Genomic DNA, 19,982 nt, shown 5'->3' with positions numbered 1-19,982 from the left:
AGCCATGCCCGAAGGAGACACCGTCTGGCAGACCGCGAACCGGCTGCACGCCGCCCTGGCGGGCAAGGTGCTGATCCGCTCCGACCTCCGGGTACCGAAGTACGCCACCGCCGACCTCACCGGCCGTAGCGTCCTGGACGTCACCCCGCGCGGCAAGCACCTCCTCACCCGGATCGAGGGCGGCTTGACGCTGCACTCGCATCTGCGGATGGACGGCGCGTGGAAGGTGTTCGCGAACGGCCAGCGCTGGAGCGGCGGTCCGTCGCACCAGATCCGGGCCGTCCTCGGCAACGCCGACCGCACGGCCGTCGGCTACCGTCTCCCCGTGCTCGCGCTGCTCCGCACCTCCGAGGAACAGCGCGTCGTCGGTCACCTGGGACCCGATCTCCTCGGCCCGGACTGGGACCCTGACCGCGCCCTCGCCAACCTGCTCGTCGACCCGGCCCGCCCCCTGGGCGAGGCCCTCCTGGACCAGCGCAATCTCGCCGGCATCGGCAACGTCTTCAAGTGCGAGCTCTGTCACCTGCTCCGCGTCACCCCGTGGCTCCCGGTCGGCGACCTCCCACCGGGCCACGCCGCCCAGCTCCCCGGCCTGGCGAAGAAGCTACTGGAAGCCAACCGCGACCGCCCTGTCCGCAACACCACGGGCCTCCCGCGCCAGAACTTCTTCGTGTACGGCCGCGCACCCCGTCCCTGTCTGCGCTGCCAGACCCCCGTCCGCATGGCCGACCAGGGCGACGGCACCCGCGAACGCCCCACCTACTGGTGCCCCGCATGCCAGACGGGGCCGTCCCCGACCGCCGCCCGCCCCGTCCAGCGCCGTACGACGTTCTGAGGCTTCCTGTCTCGGGTCCGCCCTCGGTAGCCGGACGGCCTCGTTGTTCACGACTACGAGGGAACGGAACCCCCGTCCGAACCCCTGCTCGACACAGGGTCCGGCTCCCCATGCGACGGAACACAGTGCACCGGCAACAGGCTCAGCCCCCATCCACCCGCGGCGACCGTCGCCTCGACCAGGCCGGCGTCCGCGGCGAAAGCCGTCCGCAGCACCCCCCACCACCAGAGCGCCCCGAGTCCCAGTACCGCTCCCCAGCGCACTGTCCGCATGGCCGCCACCTCCAGGCCACCCCGCCGTCCGGGGCCGTTCGAAGCGCTCCGGCCCGACGCTAGGCCGCCGCCCCTATCAGTCGGCAGGGCGCACCACGGGCACGCAGACGCACCGCACCCGTACGGACACTGCGCCGGTGCCACACCCGCGGCACAGCGCACGCACACCTCATCTTGTGCGCCGCACGCGCCCAGCACCCGCCGTTCACACGCACCACCGCCATTTCGCCGACGCTCCACTCACCCCTGTTCCGCTTTCCGCGGACGGAGGTGAACGTACGGCCCCGAGCCCCGCCTCCTCCACGATGACCGCCGTCCTACGGACCGGCAAGCGGAGTACGGCCTCACCACAGACGGACGACGCCTCACCACGGACGGACAGCGCCTCACCACAGACGGACAGCGCCCTCACCACCAGCAGAAGACGGACCCCACCCCATGCACATGCGAAAACCCCGACCGGCACCCCTCCGGTTCTCCCGGAGAAGCCCCGGCCGGGGCCTCACAACACTTCCTCGGGCTCGGCCGGACCTCTGTCAGCGTCCGACCGGCACCTGTCTCACGCGTGTACGAACGTCACGCGGCGACCACGTCCACCGCCTCGGCGGGCGCCTTGATCGTTACCCGCTCCGGTGACACACCGGTCACCGAGACGGAATTCAGCATGGGGCGACGCGCTGGTGCGGGCACCGGATCGGTGACCGCTGCCGACTGGGCCAGCTCCGCGAGGGCGAGCTCGTCGCTCACTTCCCGCATGAGCTCGGACATCCGTACGTCCAGCGCGTCGCAGATCGCGGAGAGCAGTTCGGAGGAAGCCTCCTTCTGCCCCCGCTCCACCTCGGAGAGATAGCCGAGTGAGACTCGGGCGGACGAGGAGACTTCGCGCAGAGTACGGCCCTGGCGCTGGCGCTGCCGACGCAGCACGTCACCCAGCAGGCGACGGAGCAGAATCATCGGTGGCTCCCTCCTCGGACCGCGTAACCGCATCCTTCACGCCCCACCGTACCGCCTTGCGCTGCGGCCGTGCGGGGAGCGCTGTCGTGTTCACTCAGGGCTGCAAACATCAAGTCCCCCCGTTCTGTTCCGTATCCTGTGTCCGCTCATTCCCGGTCTGTTCGCCCGCAAGCTCTGTCAGGAGCAGTGCGAGTACGCTCCGTACACTCTCCCTACGAATTTCCGCCCGGTCGCCGTTCAACCGCAGCGAGGACACTTTCCCGCCACCGCGACCGCCGGAATCCGTGTCGGCAGGCCCGTCGACTGCGACGAAGACCGTTCCCACCGGCTGTCCGTCCTGGGGGTCGGGCCCGGCGACTCCGGTGGTCGCGATCCCCCAGTCCGCGCCGAGCGCCTTCCGTACACCGGCCGCCATCTGGGCCGCGACCTGCGGATCCACCGCGCCGCGCGTGGCCAGCAGGGTGCCGTCGACGCCGAGCAGTTCCCGCTTGAGAGCGGTGGCGTAGGCGGTCACCGAACCCCGGAAGGCCTGGGAGGCCCCGGGGGTCGCGGTGATCTCCGCGGCCACCAGGCCGCCGGTCAGCGACTCGGCGACAGCAAGGGTCTCACCCCTCGCTGTGAGTAGTCGCAGCACGTCGGCGGCCGTGGAGCTCACCGCTCCGTCTCCTTCAACGCGGCCTCCCGCTCGGCCATTCCGCGCCTGCGCAGCACAATGGCCTGTCTTACATAGTCGAGTCCGGTCACCACGGTCAGGGCGACCGCCACAACCATCACCCAGAACCTCAGGGTCGCCAGGGGCCCCGTCAGTGCCAGTACGTACATCCCCACGGCGGTGCCCTGCGCCAGCGTCTTCATCTTGCCGCCGCGGCTCGCGGGGATGACCCCGTACCGGATGACGAGGAAACGCAGCAGGGTGATGCCGAGTTCCCGGCCGAGGATGACACCGGTCACCCACCACGGCAGGTCGCCCAGCGAGGAGAGGCAGATCAGCGCCGCTCCCATGATCGCCTTGTCGGCTATGGGATCGGCGATCTTCCCGAAGTCGGTGACGAGGTTGTACGTGCGCGCCAGGTGCCCGTCGAAGACATCGGTGATCATGGCGACGGCGAAGGCCGCCCAGGCCCAGGCGCGCCAGACCGGGTCGTACCCGCCGTCCATCAGCATCAGCACGACGAAGCCGGGCACGAGGAGCAGCCTCAGCATCGTCAGGAGGTTGGCGATGTTCCAGAGGCTGGCCTGATTGACGGCGGCGGCGCCCAGCTTCCCGCCGCGCACGGGCTTGGCATCCCCCTGGGCGCCCGGGGCGCTGGAGGACTCACCCGCCGCGGGTGCCGGGACTCCCGTCATCTGGCCGCCTCCTCGCCGGCCGCCGCCGCCCCCGGAAGCGGCTCGGCCACCAGGTCGACGCCCTCCGTGCCGACCACCTTCGCCTCGACCATGAGGCCGACAGCGAGCCCCTCGCGGCTCGTGAACAGCACCTGGCCGTCCGTCTCGGGCGCCTGGTGCGCGGCACGGCCGTATGCGCCGTCCTCGCCGTCGACCGACTCGACGAGCACCTGGAGCGTCTCACCGACGCGCTCCTCGGCGCGCTGCGAGACCAGCTCCTCCGCCAGCCGGGACACGCGCGCGAGACGCTCGGCGACGACGTCCTCGTCCAGTTTGTTCTCGTACGTCGCGGCCTCGGTGCCCTCCTCGTCGGAGTAACCGAAGACACCGATCGCGTCCAGCCGCGCACCGTTCAGGAAGCGCTCCAGCTCCGCCAGGTCGTCCTCGGTCTCGCCGGGGAAGCCCACGATGAAGTTGGAGCGGGCACCGGCCTGCGGGGCCTTGGAGCGGATGGTGTCGAGCAGCTCCAGGAAGCGGTCGGTGTCGCCGAAGCGCCGCATCGCGCGCAGCACGCCGGGCGCGGAGTGCTGGAAGGACAGGTCGAAGTAGGGCGCGACCTTGGGCGTGGAGGTGAGCACGTCGATGAGCCCGGGCCGCATCTCGGCGGGCTGGAGGTAGCTGACGCGCACCCGCTCGATGCCGTCCACCTCGGCGAGCTCGGGCAGCAGCGACTCCAGCAGCCGGATGTCGCCGAGGTCCTTGCCGTACGAGGTGTTGTTCTCGGAGACCAGCATGATCTCCTTGACGCCCTGCTCGGCGAGCCAGCGCGTCTCGTTGAGGACATCGCTGGGGCGGCGCGAGATGAAGGAGCCGCGGAAGGACGGGATGGCGCAGAAGGAGCACCGTCGGTCGCAGCCGGAGGCGAGCTTCACCGAGGCGACGGGCGAACCGTCCAGTCGGCGGCGCAGCGGCGCCCGGGGCCCCGAGGCCGGGGCGAGGCCCTCCGGGAGGTCGACCGGGGCGTGCCCGGGGAGGGCGATGTCCGCACCCGCGGTCTGCCGCTCGGCGGGGCTGATCGGCAGCAGCTTGCGCCGGTCCTGCGGGGTGTGCGAGGCGTGGATGCCGCCGGACAGGATCGTCTGGAGCCGGTCGGAGATGTTCGCGTAGTCGTCGAACCCGAGCACGCCGTCGGCCTCGGGCAGCGCCTGGGCCAGCTCCTTGCCGTACCGCTCGGCCATGCAGCCGACGGCGACGACGGCCTGGGTTCTGCCGTGTCCCTTGAGGTCGTTGGCCTCCAGGAGCGCGTCCACGGAGTCCTTCTTGGCGGCCTCGACGAAGCCGCACGTGTTGACCACGGCGACGTCCGCGTCCTCGGCGTCCTCCACCAGCTCCCAGCCGTCCGCCTCCAAGCGGCCTGCGAGCTCCTCCGAGTCCACCTCGTTACGGGCGCAGCCAAGAGTGACGAGTGCGACGGTACGGCGTTCAGGCATGGGCTCAAGAGTACTTCGTCCCACTGACGGCCCATGTCGACGGGGTTGGCCGATCCCGGCCAACCCCGTGCCCCCTGTCCGATCCTGTGCGGCGTCCGTGCGCGTCGGGTCGTCCGGCCGTCCCCCTGTCCACCAGGTCGTCGGGCCGTCTCCCGGCACGAGGCCTATCCGGCCTCGGGGTCTCCCTTGGTGTACGTCAGGCGCTCGACGGCACCCGCTCGGAATTCGTCCTCGATCTTCTTCCCGTTGACGTACAGCTGGATCGCGCCCGCGTCGCCGAGGACAAGATCGATCTTCTGCTGGTCCTGGAAGGTCTTGGAGTCGCCCTGCTCCATCAGCCCGTCGAACAGCAGCCGGCCGTTGTGGTCCTTGGCGGAGATCCAGCTGCGGCCGTCGACGGCGCTCACCTGGACGGTCACCTTGTCGCGGGGCGCGGCCGCGATGGCGCTGTCCGACGGCTCCGGCTCCGTCTCGGGCTTCTCGGTCTTCGGCGTGGACGTGGCGGGCTTGCTCGCCGTCGGCGTGGATCCCTCGGCGACCTGTGTCCTGCCGCCGTCCCCGTCGTCGCCGCCGAACAGGGTGAAGCCGACGAAGCCGATCACCGCGACGATGGCGGCCACCATGGCGGCGGTCCAGTTGGGGCCGCGGCGCTCGGGACGGATCCGCTCCGCCTCGAAGAGCGGGGCCGCCGGAGTGGGCGCGGGCCGTCCGCCGTGTTCGGCCTCGTACTGGGCGAGCAGTGGCTCGGGGTCGATGTGCACCGCGCGCGCGAGGGTGCGGATGTGCCCGCGCGCGTAGACGTTGCCGCCGCAGGGGGCGAAGTCGTCCTGTTCGATCGCGTGCACGATGGCAATGCGTACCCGGGTGGCGTTGGTGATGTCATCGACGGTCAGCCCGGCCGCGAGGCGCGCCTGCTGCAGGGCGCGTCCGATCGAGGGGCGTTCCGCCTCGTGGTCGTCCTGCTCATTTTCGAACGGACGCTCGTCTTCAGGGGAGTTGCCGTCAGAGGGATTGCCGATGGACACGGGGGCGCCTTTCGAGGGTGTAGCCACCTGTGCTGGAGGTTCAGTCTAGGGGGGGTGCAAAAGGGTGGGGCAACCGGGCGGTAGGACTTTGTACGCCATCAGAATGGCCGGACATCCTGAAGGTGGGACAGTAGTGTCCCCTCCCTCAACTTGACGTACGCCGGAGGGAAACGGTTGCCCACCGGTTCCTCACGGGTGAGTCACATTCGCCTACCCGCCCGCGGTCCACGTACGCGTGCGGAACCGGCCGACGACCGGCCCCCTCTAGGAATCCTCCCCACGGAGCGTCGCCAGCACACCGTCCAGGTCATCGGGCTTGATCAGCACGTCCCGCGCCTTGGAGCCCTCGCTGGGACCCACGATGCCCCGTGACTCCATCAGGTCCATCAGCCGCCCCGCCTTGGCGAAGCCCACGCGCAGCTTGCGCTGGAGCATCGAGGTGGAGCCGAACTGCGTGGAGACGACCAGCTCGGCCGCCTGGCACAGCAGGTCGAGGTCGTCGCCGATGTCCTCGTCGATCTCCTTCTTCTGCTTGGTGCCGACCACGACGTCGTCCCGGAAGACGGGCGTCATCTGGTCCTTGCAGTGCCGGACGACGGCCGCGACCTCTTCCTCGGTCACGAACGCGCCCTGCATACGGGTCGGCTTGTTCGCGCCCATCGGCAGGAACAGCCCGTCGCCCTTACCGATCAGCTTCTCGGCGCCGGGCTGGTCCAGGATGACCCGCGAGTCGGCGAGCGAGGAGGTGGCGAAGGCGAGCCGGGACGGCACGTTCGCCTTGATCAGGCCGGTGACGACATCCACGGACGGCCGCTGCGTGGCGAGCACCAGATGGATACCGGCCGCGCGCGCGAGCTGCGTGATGCGCACGATCGCGTCCTCGACGTCCCGGGGCGCCACCATCATCAGGTCGGCCAGCTCGTCGACGATCACCAGGAGGTACGGATACGGCTGGAGCTCGCGCTCGCTGCCCTCCGGCGGCGTGACCTTGCCCTCGCGCACCGCGCGGTTGAAGTCGTCGATGTGCCGGTAGCCGTAGGCCGCCAGGTCGTCGTACCTGAGGTCCATCTCCCGTACGACCCACTGGAGCGCCTCGGCGGCCCGCTTCGGGTTGGTGATGATGGGCGTGATCAGGTGCGGGATGCCCTCGTACGCGGTCAGCTCGACCCGCTTGGGGTCGACCAGGATCATCCGGACGTCCTCGGGTGTCGCCCGCATCATGACCGAGGTGATCAGGCAGTTGATGCAGGACGACTTGCCGGAGCCGGTGGCGCCTGCGACCAGCATGTGCGGCATCTTCGCCAGCGAGTGCATGACGTAGCCGCCCTCGACGTCCTTGCCGAACGCGACCAGCATCGGGTCGTCGTCCTCCGCGGACTCCGCGAGCCGCAGCACGTCGCCGAGGTTGACCATCTCGCGGTCGGTGTTGGGGATCTCGATGCCGACCGCGGACTTGCCGGGGATGGGGCTGATGATCCGCACGTCGGGACTGGCGACGGCATACGCGATGTTCTTGGTGAGCGCCGTGATCCGCTCGACCTTCACGGCCGGGCCGAGCTCGACCTCGTACCGGGTGACCGTCGGGCCGCGGGTGAAGCCGGTGACCCGGGCGTCCACCTTGAACTCGGTGAAGACGGTGGTGAGCGAGTCGACGACGGCGTCGTTGGCCGCGCTGCGCGCCTTGCCGGGGCCCCCGCGCTCCAGCAGGTCCAGGGACGGCAGCGCGTAGGTGATGTCGCCGGAGAGCTGGAGCTGCTCCGCGCGCGCGGGCAGGTCGCGAGGCGCCTCGGGGGGAGCCTTGGTGAGGTCCGGGACCCCGGCGCTCGACTGCTCCTCCTGGGGCGCCTTGGCGGGCGGCCGGGGCTCGTTGGAGCGCGCCGCCGGTACGGGCGTCGTCTCCTCGCGCCCGGTGCGCTCGGCGGTGACGCCCTGGGTGAGGTCGGCGACGAGCGGCGAGGGCGGCATGCCGTGCAGCACGGCGCCGTCGAGCTCGGCGGCGGCGGCCGCGGCGACGTCCACAGGGCCCTTCGGGCGGTTCGGGTCGGGCTGCGACGCCCCGGAGCGCCGGGACCGTCCACGGCGCTTGGAGAGCGCCTCCTGCTCGGCGTCGTCGGGGTCGTACGCCTGCGGGCCGGTACCGCGGCGGCGGGAGCGCGCGGGCAACGCCTCGCGCCACTGCTCCTCGTACCGCTCGTCGTCCTCGGTGAGGTTCCGGCCGGCGTCCTCCTGCACGATGCCGAGCTTCTGGCCGAGCAGCCGCAGCCGTTGCGGGATGGCGTTCACCGGGGTCGCCGTGACGACGAGCAGCCCGAAGACCGTGAGCAGCACGAGCAGCGGTACGGCGAGCACCTCGCCCATGGTGAACGTCAGCGGAGTCGCCACGCCCCAGCCGATGAGGCCGCCGGCGTCCTGTATCCCCTGTATGCCGTCGCTGCGCGCGGGCGACCCGCACGCGATGTGCACCTGTCCGAGCACGCCGATGACGAGGGCGGACAGACCGATGACGATGCGCCCGTTGGCCTCGGGCTTCTCGGGATGGCGGATGAACCGTACGGCGATGACCCCGAGGAGGATCGGCACGAGCAGGTCGAGCCGGCCGAAGGTCCCGGTGACGAGCATCTCGACGAGGTCGCCGACCGGGCCCTGCAGGCTGGACCAGGTGCCGGCGGCGACGATCAGCGCGAGAGCGAGCAGCAGCAGCGCGACGCCGTCCTTACGGTGCGCCGGATCGAGATTCCGCGCGCCCTGCCCTATGCCCCGGAACACGGCGCCGACGGCATGCGCGGCACCGAGCCATACGGCGCGTACGAGCCGGTACACGCCCCCGGTCGGACTGGGTGCCGGCTGCTTCGGAGCCGCCTTCTTCGCCGCGGCCTTCTTGGCGGGCGCCTTCTTCGCGGCGGTCCTCTTCGCGGGGGCCTTCTTCGCCGGAGCCTTCGCGGGAGCGGCCGCTTTCTTGGCGGGCGCCTTCTTGGCGGCGGACTGACGTGAGGCCATGAGGGCGAGATTACCGGTGAAGACCACAACGGACACGCGTGCCCACTGCTTCACCCGTTCGTGTCGGCTCTGGGGATACGGGAAACTGACGCGGCACCTAGGGCCCTTGACTCACCCTCACAGGGCTTACGCCGCTTGGCGCAACGCGGCGCGCAGCGTGTGCGGCGCGCGGCGTGTGCGTCCCGCAGTGGCCGGTGCGCCTGCGCGACGGCGAGGCTGGGTTCTTCCGCGGTTCCGCCGTCGGCGCTGAGCCAGTCCCGCTGTCGGTGCTGTGTCGTTACCGCGGTCAGTTCTGCGACGGTACGGACGCGGCACCGCTGCCCGTGCCCGGTTCCAGGGCGTCCAGTGCGCGGCGCAGCCCCGTCAGCTTCCGTTCGAGGTGGGCTGCCGTGGCCACCAACGCGGCGTCCGCCGACTCGTCGTCCAGCTGTTTGGACAGCGCCTCTGCCTGCTCCTCCACGGCGGCGAGCCGCGCGGAGAGCTCGGCGAGGATCCCGGCCGGCTCCTTGCCGTCGCCCACGGCAGGCCTGCCGCCCCCCTCCAGCTGCAGCCGCAGCAGCGCTGCCTGCTCCTTGAGCTGGCAGTTCTTCATGTACAGCTCGACGAAGACGGAGACCTTGGCGCGCAGCACCCAGGGGTCGAACGGCTTGGAGATGTAGTCGACCGCGCCCGCCGCGTACCCGCGGAAGGTGTGGTGCGGACCGTGGTTGATGGCGGTGAGGAAGATGATCGGGATGTCCCGGGTCCTCTCTCGCCGCTTGATGTGCGCGGCCGTTTCGAAACCGTCCATGCCCGGCATCTGGACGTCCAGCAGGATGACCGCGAAGTCGTCCGTCAGCAGCGCTTTAAGCGCTTCCTCCCCGGACGATGCCCGTACCAGCGTCTGATCGAGCGCGGAGAGAATGGCCTCCAGCGCCAGCAGATTCTCCGGCCGGTCATCGACCAGGAGGATCTTGGCCTTCTGTACCATGGCCCGCCCTCCTCGCCCCGGCTTGGGGCCTCCCCTGTCCGCAGGACCTGGAGCGGCACTTCCGGGAGCCGTCCCAAGGGACGACTTCCTTGTGCCGCCCGTCCTTGTGCCGGTCATCGTAGCCGTACCCCGCTTGTCGACACACCCTGTCACCGCCATGTCACCGTGCACGTAGCAGAAACGTAGCGGGGGACCAGAAGGTTCCCCGAATCCCGCACTTCTACACGGCTTCCACCACAGTCAGTTATGCCGGGCCTGTCCCGAGGGGCGGCAACCGGCCACCCCGGGACCGGCTTTCGGCCATACGTTCCCGGCGCCCGGCGACCCTTCATCCGGGCGCTCCCGGGGCGCCCGAAGGCCCGCCCGGCAGCGCTCGGGACCGTCCGGAATGCGCCTGTGTGCCGGAACACACCCGTCACTCGCCCCGCATCCACTGCTCCATCACGGAGAGCAGATGATCGGGGTCCACCGGCTTGGTGACGTAGTCGGAGGCGCCCGACTCGATGGCCTTCTCCCTGTCGCCCTTCATCGCCTTGGCCGTCAGCGCGACGATCGGCAGCCCGGCGAACTGGGGCATCCGCCGGATCGCCGTCGTCGTGGCATATCCGTCCATCTCGGGCATCATGATGTCCATCAGGACGACCGCCACGTCCTCGTGCTGTTCCAGGACCTCGATCCCCTCACGGCCGTTCTCCGCGTACAGCACCGACAGGCCGTGCTGCTCCAGGACGCTGGTCAGCGCGAAGACATTGCGGATGTCGTCGTCGACGATCAGCACCTTCTCGCTGTCGAAGCGGATCGACCGGCGCGGCTGGGCAGCCGGCTCCTGGCCGTTGGGCGACCACTCCTCCTGCCCGGCGGACGCCGCGGGCGCGGCCTGCTGGGTACCGCGCCGCTCGACCGCCGGCAGTGTCCTGCGGCGCCGCCTGAAGAGCGCGGCGGGCCCGTTCTGCGTCGCCTGGTACGACTTCACCTCGGCCGGCGTCTCGATGTCGGACGGCGTGAGCGCCCCCGCCTCGGCCTCCACCAGTTCGCCGGCCTCCATGGCGGGCGCGGACTGCGTGTACCCCTGCGGCGGCAGCTCGCTCGGGTGCAGCGGCAGGTACAGGGTGAACGTGGAACCGCGGCCGGGCTCGCTCTGGGCGTGGATCTCACCGCCCAGCAGACGCGCGATCTCCCGCGAGATGGACAGCCCGAGGCCCGTACCGCCGTACTTGCGGCTCGTGGTGCCGTCCGCCTGTTTGAAGGCCTCGAAGATGACCCGCATCTTGCTGGCCGCGATACCGATGCCGGTGTCGGCGACGGAGAACGCGATCAGGTCGGCGTCCGCGTCCCGCAGCGAGCCGGCCTCCAGCAGCTGCTCCCGGATGGCCGCGGGCACGTCCGCGCCGGCGGGCCGGATCACCAGCTCGACGGCGCCGGTGTCGGTGAACTTCACGGCGTTCGACAGCAGGTTCCGCAGCACCTGCAGCAGACGCTGCTCGTCGGTGTGCAGCGTGGCGGGCAGCTCCGGCGAGACCCGCACCGAGAAGTCCAGGCCCTTCTCCGCGGTCAGCGGGCGGAAGGTGGCCTCCACGTAGTCGACGAGCTGCACGAGCGCGATGCGCGTCGGGGAGACGTCCATCTTGCCCGCCTCGACCTTGGACAGGTCGAGGATGTCGTTGATCAGCTGGAGCAGGTCGGAGCCCGCACCGTGGATCGTTTCGGCGAACTCGAGCTGCTTGGGGGTGAGGTTCGTCTCCGGGTTGTCGGCGAGCAGCTTGGCGAGGATCAGCAGCGAGTTGAGCGGGGTGCGCAGCTCGTGCGACATGTTCGCCAGGAACTCGCTCTTGTAGCGCATGGAGACGGCGAGCTGCTCCGCGCGCTCCTCCAGCACCTGACGCGCTTCCTCGATCTCGGTGTTCTTGACCTCGATGTCGCGGTTCTGCCGGGCCAGCAGCTCGGCCTTCTCCTCCAGCTCGGCGTTGGACGCCTGCAGGGCCTTCTGCCGCTGCTCCAGCTCCTCCGACCGCAGCTGGAGCTGCTCGGTGAGCTCCTGGGACTGCTTCAGCAGTACCTCGGTCTTGGTATTGACGGAGATGGTGTTGACGCTGGTCGCGATCATCTCGGCGATCTGGTTCAGGAAGTCCTTCTGGATCTGCGTGAACGGCGTGAACGAGGCCAGCTCGATGACGCCGAGCACGGTCCCCTCGAAGAGCACCGGAAGCACGATGACCTGGGCCGGGGGCGCCTCGCCGAGACCGGACGAAATCTTCAGGTAGCCGCTCGGCGCGTTCGCCACCAGGATCGTGCGCTTCTCCTTGGCGGCCGTCCCGATGAGCCCCTCACCCGGGTGGAACGACGTCGGCATGGAGCCCATGGAGTAGCCGTACGACCCGAGCATGCGCAGCTCGTACGCGTCGTCGTCCCCGGTGCCGAGGTCCTTGAGGTCCTTGCCGTCGACCAGCGGCAGGGCGAGGAAGAACGCGCCGTGCTGCGCGGAGACCACGGGCGTCAGCTCGCTCATGATCAGCGAGGCCACGTCCTCCAGGTCGCGGCGGCCCTGCATCAGCGCGGAGATCCGGGCGAGATTGCCCTTGAGCCAGTCCTGCTCCTTGTTGGCGATCGTGGTGTCGCGCAGGTTGGCGATCATCTTGTTGATGTAGTCCTGAAGCTCCTGGATCTCGCCCGAGGCATCCACGTCGATCTTCAGGTTGAGGTCGCCGCGGGTCACCGCGGTGGCCACGCGCGCGATGGCACGCACCTGCCGGGTCAGGTTCCCGGCCATCTCGTTCACCGACTCGGTGAGGTCGCGCCAGGTGCCGTCGACGTCACGCACGCGCGCCTGGCCGCCCAGCTGGCCCTCCGTGCCCACCTCACGAGCGACCCGGGTGACCTCCTCGGCGAAGGACGAGAGCTGGTCGACCATCGTGTTGATCGTGGTCTTGAGCTCCAGGATCTCCCCGCGCGCGTCGATGTCGATCTTCTTCGTCAGGTCGCCCTTGGCGATGGCCGTGGTGACCATCGCGATGTTGCGCACCTGGCCGGTCAGGTTGGACGCCATCTGGTTCACGGACTCGGTGAGGTCCTTCCACGTGCCGGACACGCCCGGCACGCGCGCCTGACCGCCGAGGATGCCGTCCGTGCCCACCTCGCGGGCCACCCGGGTCACCTGGTCGGCGAACGAGCTCAGGGTCTTCACCATCGTGTTGACGGTGTCGGCGAGCTGGGCCACCTCGCCGCTGGCCTCGACGGTGACCTTCTTGGTGAGGTCACCGTTGGCGACCGCGGTGGCGACCTGCGAGATGTTGCGCACCTGGCCGGTCAGGTTGTTGGCCATGACGTTGACGTTGTCCGTCAGGTCCTTCCAGATGCCGGAGACGCCGGGCACCCGGGCCTGGCCGCCCAGCTGGCCCTCCGTACCCACCTCGCGGGCCACGCGGGTCACCTGCTCGGCGAAGTTGGACAGCTGGTCCACCATCGTGTTGACGGTCGTGACGAGCTCGAGGATCTCGCCCTTGGCGTCGACCGTGATCTTCTTCGACAGATCGCCGTTGGCGACCGCCGTCGTGACCTCGGCGATGTTCCGCACCTGCATGGTCAGGTTGTTGGCCATGCCGTTCACGGACTGCGTGAGGTCCTTCCAGGTGCCGGAGACACCCTGGACCTCGGCCTGGCCGCCGAGCATGCCCTCGGTGCCCACCTCACGGGCCACGCGCGTGACCTGCTCGGCGAAGTTGGACAGCTGGTCCACCATCGTGTTGAGGGTGTTCTTCAGCTCGAGGATCTCCCCGCGCGCGTCCACGTCGATCTTCTGCGACAGATCACCGCGCGCCACCGCCGTCGCGACCTGCGCGATGTTGCGCACCTGGGCGGTGAGGTTGCCCGCCATGCCGTTCACGGAGTCGGTGAGGTCCCGCCACACACCGGCGACACCGGGCACCTGCGCCTGACCGCCGAGCCGGCCCTCCGTACCCACCTCACGCGCCACACGTGTCACTTGGTCGGCGAACGCGGAGAGCTGGTCGACCATCGTATTGATGGTGTTCTTCAGCTCGAGGATCTCCCCGCGCGCGTCCACGTCGATCTTCTGCGACAGATCACCGCGCGCCACCGCCGTCGTCACCTGGGCGATCTGCCGCACCTGCGAGGTCAGGTTCCCCGCCATGAAGTTGACGGAGTCGGTGAGCTCCTTCCACGTGCCCGACACGCCGTCCACGCGCGCCTGACCGCCGAGGCGGCCCTCCGTGCCCACGTCCCGGGCCATACGGGTGACCTGGTCGGCGAAGCTCGACAGCTGGTCCACCATCGTGTTGACGGTGTTCTTCAGCTGGAGCATCTCGCCGGACACGTCGACGGTGACCTTCTGCGAGAGGTCGCCGTTGGCCACCGCCGTCGTCACCTGGGCGATGTTCCTCACCTGTCCGGTGAGGTTGCGGAACGCCGTATTGACGGAGTCCGTGAGGTCCTTCCAGGTCCCGGCCGCGCCCGGCACCTGCGCCTGGCCGCCCAGCTCACCCTCGACGCCGATCTCCCGGGCCACGCGCGTGACCTCGGCGCCGAACGAGGAGAGCTGGTCCACCATCGTGTTGACGGTGTTCTTGAGCTCCAGCATCTCGCCGGCGACGTCGACGGTGACCTTCTGCGACAGATCACCGTTTGCCACGGCCGTCGTCACCGCCGCGATGTCCCTCACCTGCGTGGTCAGGTTCCGGAAGACCGTGTTGACGGAGTCCGTGAGGTCCTTCCACGTCCCGGCCGCGCCCGGCACGTTCGCCTGACCGCCGAGGCGGCCCTCTCCGCCGACCTCGTTGGCGACCCGCGTGACCTCGTCCGCGAACGTCCGCAGCGTCTCGGTCATCTGGTTGATCGTCTCGGCGAGCTGCGCGACCTCGCCGCGCGCACTCACGGTCACCTTCCGTGACAGGTCACCGTTGGCGACGGCGGTGGTCACCTGCGCGATCCCACGTACCTGGGCCGTGAGGTTGCCGGCCATCAGGTTCACCGAGTCGGTGAGGTCCTTCCAGACGCCGGCCACGCCCGGGACCTGCGCCTGGCCGCCCAGCTCACCCTCGACGCCCACCTCGCGCGCAACGCGCGTCACCTCGGACGAGAACGAGGACAGCTGGTCCACCATCGTGTTGACGGTGTTCTTCAGCTCCAGCATCTCGCCGGCCACGTGCACCGTGACCTTGCGCGACAGATCGCCCTTGGCGACCGCCGTCGTCACCAGCGCGATGTCCCGCACCTGCGCGGTGAGCCGGTACGCCATCGTGTTGACGGAGTCGGTCAGGTCCTTCCACGAACCGGACATCCCGCGCACCCGCGCCTGGCCGCCCAGCTTGCCCTCGGTGCCCACCTCGCTGGCCACCCGCGTGACCTCGTCGGTGAACGTCGACAGCTGGTCCACCAGATTGTTGACCGTGCGCCCGACCTTGAGGAACTCCCCGCGCAGCGGATGCCCGTTCCCGTCCGTGCTCAGCGCCCGCAGCTCCATGCGCTGCGACAGATCGCCCTCGGCCACCGCCGACAGCACCCGGCCGACCTCGGACACGGGCCGCGCCAGATCGTCGACCAGCGCGTTGGAGGCGTCGATCGCCGCCGCCCAGGACCCCTCGCAGGCGCCCGTCTCCAGCCGCTCGGTCAGCTTGCCCTCACGGCCCACCACACGCCGCACGCGCGACAGCTCACCGGTCAGATGCAGATTGCGGTCGGCCACCTCGTTGAACACGGCCGCGATCTCCGACATCACGCCGTCGCCGGTGACCGGCAAGCGCTTGCGGAAGTTGCCGTCGCGGACCGCCTCCAGGGCCGCGAGCAGCCGGTTCAGGGACGCCGTGTCCACTGCGGTGGTGCCGTTGCGCGGTGTGCGCTTACTGCTGCCCAGGGACTGTCCGCCTTTCGCGCGCGTCTTCGTGCCCCGCGCCGCTGCGCCAGACTCCACTGTGTCCCTCCCGCAGGGGTCGACCATCACTGCTCTGCGTGTTTCAGGTGCTGCTCGGCGTGCCGCGCACGGCCGCGCGGCGCCGCCTCGATATACCAGGACCCGCCGGAATGCTGCTGCCCGCTTGTACGGAAGGCACTCGACCTGGCCGGACCTTCCCTAGAAGCTTGCCCAGTGTTTCACCATGGCTGAACCAGGCCATAACAGTTCGGCAGCTTCGCACATCGTCCGCACGCCCGGGGCGGAATCACAGGCGACCGGCATCCGCATGGACGGCGAAGGTAAGTAACCTTGCATGCGGCTGTCCAGCCGTGCCGGCCCGTCCGGCCTGGGCGGTGGCACGAGCACGAGCGGGCAGGCATCGGAGGGGCGGCCGCACCATGACCACCGGACTGCATCCTGGGGGAGCGCCCCAGGAACCTCGGCCGACGGAGCACCATTCTCTGCTTCTGCCCCCGCAGGAGCGGGTCGGCTGCGGACACCCGCAGGCAGACACCCGGACAAGGAGTTCTGTGATCACCGCGCGCGCGGCCGCCAGTTTCGAGCCCGTCGGGCGATCGGTCGCGACCGCCCGCTCCTTCGTCCGCGACACCCTCCAGGGCTGGGGCTTCGCCGACATCGTCGACGACGCCGTGGTCCTCACCAGCGAGCTGGTCACCAACGCGGTGGTGCACGCGGGCACCTCGGCCGACGTCCTGTGCCTGCGCACCGACGACGGCGTCCGCATCGAGGTCGCCGACAGATATCCCGAACGTGAGATTCCCCTCCAGGCCGAAGCCGTCAGCATGGGCAGCCCCGACCGTGAGGGCGGCCGCGGCCTGCAGCTCTGCGCGGCTCTGGCCGCCCGCTGGGGTGTCGAGTACACGCCCACGCAGAAGCAGGTCTGGTTCCAGCTCGATCTCCCCGAACGCCCGGTGGGCACCCGCGCCGCCGGCCCCTCGCTGCCGGCGGAACTCCTGCCGCTCACCGACGGCCGGGTACGTGTCGCGGTCGTCCAGATCGACCGCACGGGCGCGCTCAGCGCCTGGAACGAGGACGCCGAGGAACTCTTCGGCTACCCCGCCGAGCAGGTCGTCGGCAAGCCCCTCACCGACCTCGCCGCCTGGCCGCACACCCCGGGCACCAGCACCGGCATCGCCGAGGCCCTTCAGCTCTCCCGCTGGGAAGGCAGCTACGGCATCCGCGGCGCCAACGGCCGCGTGACCCCCGTCTACGCCTCCCACCTGCGCGTACGCGACACGGACGGCGATCCGTCCACGGTCTGTCTGCTCGTACGGGACCACGAGCGCGCCGTCCTGCAGACTCCGCTGCGGGGCTCGTCCTCCGACGCGGCGACCGCGTCCGAGAGCCCGAGCGCGGACCCCTTCGAGGTCTTCATCGGCTCGCCCGCCCCCGACGACCTGGACGGCCTGCTCCAGCGCACCGTCGAACGCGCACGCGACATGCTCGACAGCGACGCGGCCTTCCTGCTCCTGGCCACCGACGACGAGACGGAGCTGGAGGTGCGCGCCTCCACCGGCCTGCCCTCCGCCCGCCAGCGCTTCGCCCGCGTGCCCGTGGAGGCCGGCCCCGGCCGCTACGGCTCGGCCCGCATGCCCGCGGTCCACGACGACCTCACGGCCGTCCCCGGCGCCGTACCCCTGCTCAACGGCACGGGCATGCGTTCGGTGGTCACGGTCCCGCTCAAGGTCGAGGGCCGTCTCACGGGCTCGCTGGGCGTCGCGGCGGAGGCCTCCGGCCGCTACTCCAACGAGGAGGCGCTGCGGCTGCAGTTCGCCGCCGACCGCATCGCGCTCGCCGTGGAGTCGGCCCGCCTGGGCGAGCTGGAGCGGCTGCGCCGCGGTTCGCTCAGCTTCCTGGTCGAGGCGTCCGACCTGCTCGCGGGCACCTTGGACCGCGACCAGACCCTGGCCCTGATGGCCCAGATGACCATCCCGACCCTCGCCACCTGGTGCGCGGTCTACACGATCGCCGACCAGGCCTCGGAGCCGTACCTCTCGTACGTTCTCCACGAGGACGAGGAGCGCATCGACGGCCTCAAGGCCCTCCTGTCGAAGATCCGCCCGCCGGAGCCGATCCCTACCCCCGGCGCCCGGATCTGGTCGGCCCCCGCCGAGGCGGCCCACCAGGCGGCACTGCGCCAGTCCATGCGCAGCCTGGGCCTGAACGAGCCCGCCACGGTCAGCTCGGGCATCGGTACGACACTGGCGACGGCCGCCGCGGTGGGCGGCGAGACGGTCGTCCTGCCCCTCGTGGCCCGCAACCGCGTGATCGGCATGCTGACGCTGGGCAAGCCCACGGACGAGCACTTCCGCCAGGAGATCCTGGAACTGGCCGAGGACCTCAGCCGCCGGGCCGCCCTGGCCCTGGACAACGCCCGCCTGTACTCGGAGCGCATGGCCATCAGCCAGTCCCTCCAGCGCAGCCTGCTCCCGCCCGGCCTGCCGGACATCGACGGCGTGGAGGTCGACGTCATCTACCGGGCGGCGGGCGAGGGCAACGAGGTCGGCGGCGACTTCTACGACCTGTTCCCGATCCGCGACGGCGCGTACGGCTTCGCCATCGGCGACGTCTGCGGTACGGGCCCGAACGCGGCCGCGGTCACCGGCCTCGCCCGGCACGCGCTCCGGCTGCTGGCCCGGGAGGGCCTGAGCGGGCCGATGGTGCTGGAGCGCCTGAACTCAGCGATCCTCGACGAGGGCGACCGCGGCCGCTTCCTCACCCTGCTGTACGGCGAGCTGTGGCCGCAGGAGGACGGCGGTGCGCTGCTGAAGGTCGTCTGCGCCGGCCACCCGCTGCCGCTGCGCCTGCGCCAGGACGGCACCGTCGAGCCGGCCGCCGAGCCGCAGCCGCTGCTCGGCGTCATGGAAGAGCTCGACCTGTACGAGCAGGAGGTACGGCTCGACCCGGGCGACGTCCTGCTGTGCGTGACGGACGGCGTCACCGAACGCCGCGAGGGCACCCGCATGCTCGGGGACGACGGTCTCGCGGACGTCCTGACGGCCTGTACGGGCCTGACGGCGGGCGCTGTGGCGGCCCGCATCATGCGCGCGGTCGAGCGCTTCGCCTCCGACGCCCCCTCGGACGACATGGCGATTCTGGCGATGCGTGTACCGGGCCTCCAGAAGGACTGAGGAGCAGGACTGAGAACACGCGAAAGGCCCCGCCCGAATGGGCGGGGCCTTTCTGTCGGAGCCCCCAAACGGAATCGAACCGTTGACCTTCTCCTTACCATGGAGACGCTCTGCCGACTGAGCTATAGGGGCCTGTCGCTTTCAAGGTTTCCCTCGCGGCAACGGAATAGATCATACCCCGAACGGACCCGTGCTCCCAACCGCGTCCGAAGGGATCAGAAAGCGGGCTGCAGCAGTCCACCGAGCGCGTTGCACGCGGCGACGATCCGCTGCATGTCCCGTCTGGTCAGCGAAGCGTCCACGGGCAGCGCCAGCGTTTCGTCAGCGGCCCGCTCGGTCTCCGGCAGACACACGTCCTGCCGGAACGCCGGCATACGGTGCACGGGAGTCTTCACCGGCACCCGGCACTCGACTCCCCGCGCCCGCACGGCGCGCGCGAAGGCGTCCCGGTCCGGCCGCCCGTTGCCCGGCACCCGCACGACGTACTGCTGGTACGTGTGCCCCTCGGCCTCCTCCGGCGTCCGCACCCCGCTCAGCTTGGCGTCGAGGTAGGCGGCCCGTTCCCTGCGCTGGGCGACCTCGTCGTACGACGCCTCGGAGTCACCCTGCTCCAGGACCAGCAGCCCGCGCCGCTCGGCGAGGGCACGCAACCGCGTGACGTCGGCCGACCGGCCGAAGCGATGTACGACGACGACAGCGGCCGACTGCGGGGTGACGACCGCGTCCACCGCTCTGGGATCGAGGCAGTACGTCACCGGATCTATGTCGGCGAAAACCGGCACAGCACCGGTCAGTGCCACGGCCTCGGCGACCTCGACGTTGCCGAACGCCGGCACGATGACCTCGTCACCGACACCGATACCCGCCGCCCTGAGCATTCCCACGGTAGCCATGACTGGATGGTGATCGCGCAACGTGAACGCGAAGTGACACAAAATAAAAAAGAGTTGGTCCCCGAACTGAAGTCCGGGGACCAACTCTTGCAAAAATTGTTCGGCGGCGTCCTACTCTCCCACAGGGTCCCCCCTGCAGTACCATCGGCGCTGTAAGGCTTAG

General features: G+C 70.1%; 11 protein-coding genes, 1 tRNA gene and 1 rRNA gene. 2 read left to right on the top strand and 11 right to left on the bottom strand.

The features are described 5' to 3' along the window. Positions 1 to 4: 4 nt before the first annotated feature. Positions 5 to 835 carry a DNA-formamidopyrimidine glycosylase family protein gene (locus IE242_RS32295; RefSeq protein ID WP_189865734.1) on the top strand — a complete coding sequence of 277 codons (831 nt, stop codon included), beginning with the start codon at positions 5 to 7 and terminating at the stop codon, positions 833 to 835. A gap of 848 nt (positions 836 to 1,683) precedes the next feature. Here IE242_RS32295 and IE242_RS32290 read toward each other — a convergent pair. From IE242_RS32290 to IE242_RS32255, 8 genes are all read right to left on the bottom strand, one after another. Next, positions 1,684 to 2,061, bottom strand: a complete 378-nt coding sequence (locus IE242_RS32290; protein ID WP_189865732.1) for a helix-turn-helix domain-containing protein — start codon at positions 2,059 to 2,061, stop codon at positions 1,684 to 1,686. A gap of 109 nt (positions 2,062 to 2,170) precedes the next feature. Then, positions 2,171 to 2,716 carry a CinA family protein gene (locus IE242_RS32285; RefSeq protein WP_189865730.1) on the bottom strand — a complete coding sequence of 182 codons (546 nt, stop codon included), beginning with the start codon at positions 2,714 to 2,716 and terminating at the stop codon, positions 2,171 to 2,173. After that, complete coding sequence (gene pgsA / locus IE242_RS32280) at positions 2,713 to 3,408, bottom strand: CDP-diacylglycerol--glycerol-3-phosphate 3-phosphatidyltransferase (RefSeq protein ID WP_189865728.1); 696 nt, start codon at positions 3,406 to 3,408, stop codon at positions 2,713 to 2,715. Before pgsA ends, IE242_RS32285 begins: the two co-directional genes overlap by 4 nt. Next, positions 3,405 to 4,877, bottom strand: a complete 1,473-nt coding sequence (rimO, locus tag IE242_RS32275; protein WP_189865726.1) for a 30S ribosomal protein S12 methylthiotransferase RimO — start codon at positions 4,875 to 4,877, stop codon at positions 3,405 to 3,407. Before rimO ends, pgsA begins: the two co-directional genes overlap by 4 nt. 164 nt (positions 4,878 to 5,041) lie before the next feature. Continuing rightward, a complete protein-coding gene (locus tag IE242_RS32270) occupies positions 5,042 to 5,902 on the bottom strand; it encodes a helix-turn-helix domain-containing protein (protein ID WP_189865724.1) in 861 nt (286 codons plus the stop codon). 264 nt (positions 5,903 to 6,166) lie between these two features. Further along, positions 6,167 to 8,899 carry a DNA translocase FtsK gene (locus tag IE242_RS32265; protein WP_189865722.1) on the bottom strand — a complete coding sequence of 911 codons (2,733 nt, stop codon included), beginning with the start codon at positions 8,897 to 8,899 and terminating at the stop codon, positions 6,167 to 6,169. 286 nt (positions 8,900 to 9,185) lie between these two features. Continuing rightward, positions 9,186 to 9,869: a response regulator gene (locus tag IE242_RS32260; RefSeq protein WP_189865721.1), complete on the bottom strand. Its 684-nt coding sequence runs from the start codon at positions 9,867 to 9,869 to the stop codon at positions 9,186 to 9,188. A 415-nt stretch (positions 9,870 to 10,284) separates the two neighbouring features. Continuing rightward, positions 10,285 to 15,792: a HAMP domain-containing protein gene (locus tag IE242_RS32255; RefSeq protein WP_189865719.1), complete on the bottom strand. Its 5,508-nt coding sequence runs from the start codon at positions 15,790 to 15,792 to the stop codon at positions 10,285 to 10,287. Positions 15,793 to 16,172: 380 nt separating this feature from the next. On the opposite strand from IE242_RS32255, the gene IE242_RS32250 reads away from it, so the two are divergent. Further along, the gene (locus IE242_RS32250; RefSeq protein ID WP_189865716.1) at positions 16,173 to 18,926 is read left to right on the top strand and encodes a SpoIIE family protein phosphatase; all 2,754 of its coding nucleotides are present in this window, start codon (positions 16,173 to 16,175) and stop codon (positions 18,924 to 18,926) included. Positions 18,927 to 18,985: 59 nt separating this feature from the next. Here IE242_RS32250 and IE242_RS32245 read toward each other — a convergent pair. The 3 genes from IE242_RS32245 to rrf all read right to left on the bottom strand — a co-directional run. Then, positions 18,986 to 19,058 (bottom strand) — tRNA-Thr (locus tag IE242_RS32245). 83 nt (positions 19,059 to 19,141) lie between these two features. Further along, positions 19,142 to 19,804 (bottom strand): DegT/DnrJ/EryC1/StrS family aminotransferase, encoded by a 663-nt coding sequence (locus tag IE242_RS32240; RefSeq protein ID WP_189865952.1) that lies wholly within the window; start codon positions 19,802 to 19,804, stop codon positions 19,142 to 19,144. A 113-nt stretch (positions 19,805 to 19,917) separates the two neighbouring features. After that, positions 19,918 to 19,982, bottom strand: a 5S ribosomal RNA gene (rrf, locus tag IE242_RS39505); the annotation flags it as partial.

The sequence above is a fragment of the Streptomyces poonensis genome, from assembly GCF_014650915.1.
Lineage (GTDB): Bacteria > Actinomycetota > Actinomycetes > Streptomycetales > Streptomycetaceae > Streptomyces > Streptomyces poonensis.
This window is presented reverse-complemented; position numbering and strand designations above follow the sequence as displayed.

Bases quoted from the DNA above. Each gene is read 5' to 3' on its own strand.
- IE242_RS32295 (WP_189865734.1), top strand. From the start codon at position 5: ATGCCCGAAGGAGACACCGTCTGGCAGACCGCGAACCGGCTGCACGCC.
- IE242_RS32290 (WP_189865732.1), bottom strand. From the start codon at position 2,061: ATGATTCTGCTCCGTCGCCTGCTGGGTGACGTGCTGCGTCGGCAGCGC.
- pgsA (WP_189865728.1), bottom strand. From the start codon at position 3,408: ATGACGGGAGTCCCGGCACCCGCGGCGGGTGAGTCCTCCAGCGCCCCG.
- rimO (WP_189865726.1), bottom strand. From the start codon at position 4,877: ATGCCTGAACGCCGTACCGTCGCACTCGTCACTCTTGGCTGCGCCCGT.
- IE242_RS32265 (WP_189865722.1), bottom strand. From the start codon at position 8,899: ATGGCCTCACGTCAGTCCGCCGCCAAGAAGGCGCCCGCCAAGAAAGCG.
- IE242_RS32260 (WP_189865721.1), bottom strand. From the start codon at position 9,869: ATGGTACAGAAGGCCAAGATCCTCCTGGTCGATGACCGGCCGGAGAAT.
- IE242_RS32250 (WP_189865716.1), top strand. From the start codon at position 16,173: ATGACCACCGGACTGCATCCTGGGGGAGCGCCCCAGGAACCTCGGCCG.
- IE242_RS32240 (WP_189865952.1), bottom strand. From the start codon at position 19,804: ATGCTCAGGGCGGCGGGTATCGGTGTCGGTGACGAGGTCATCGTGCCG.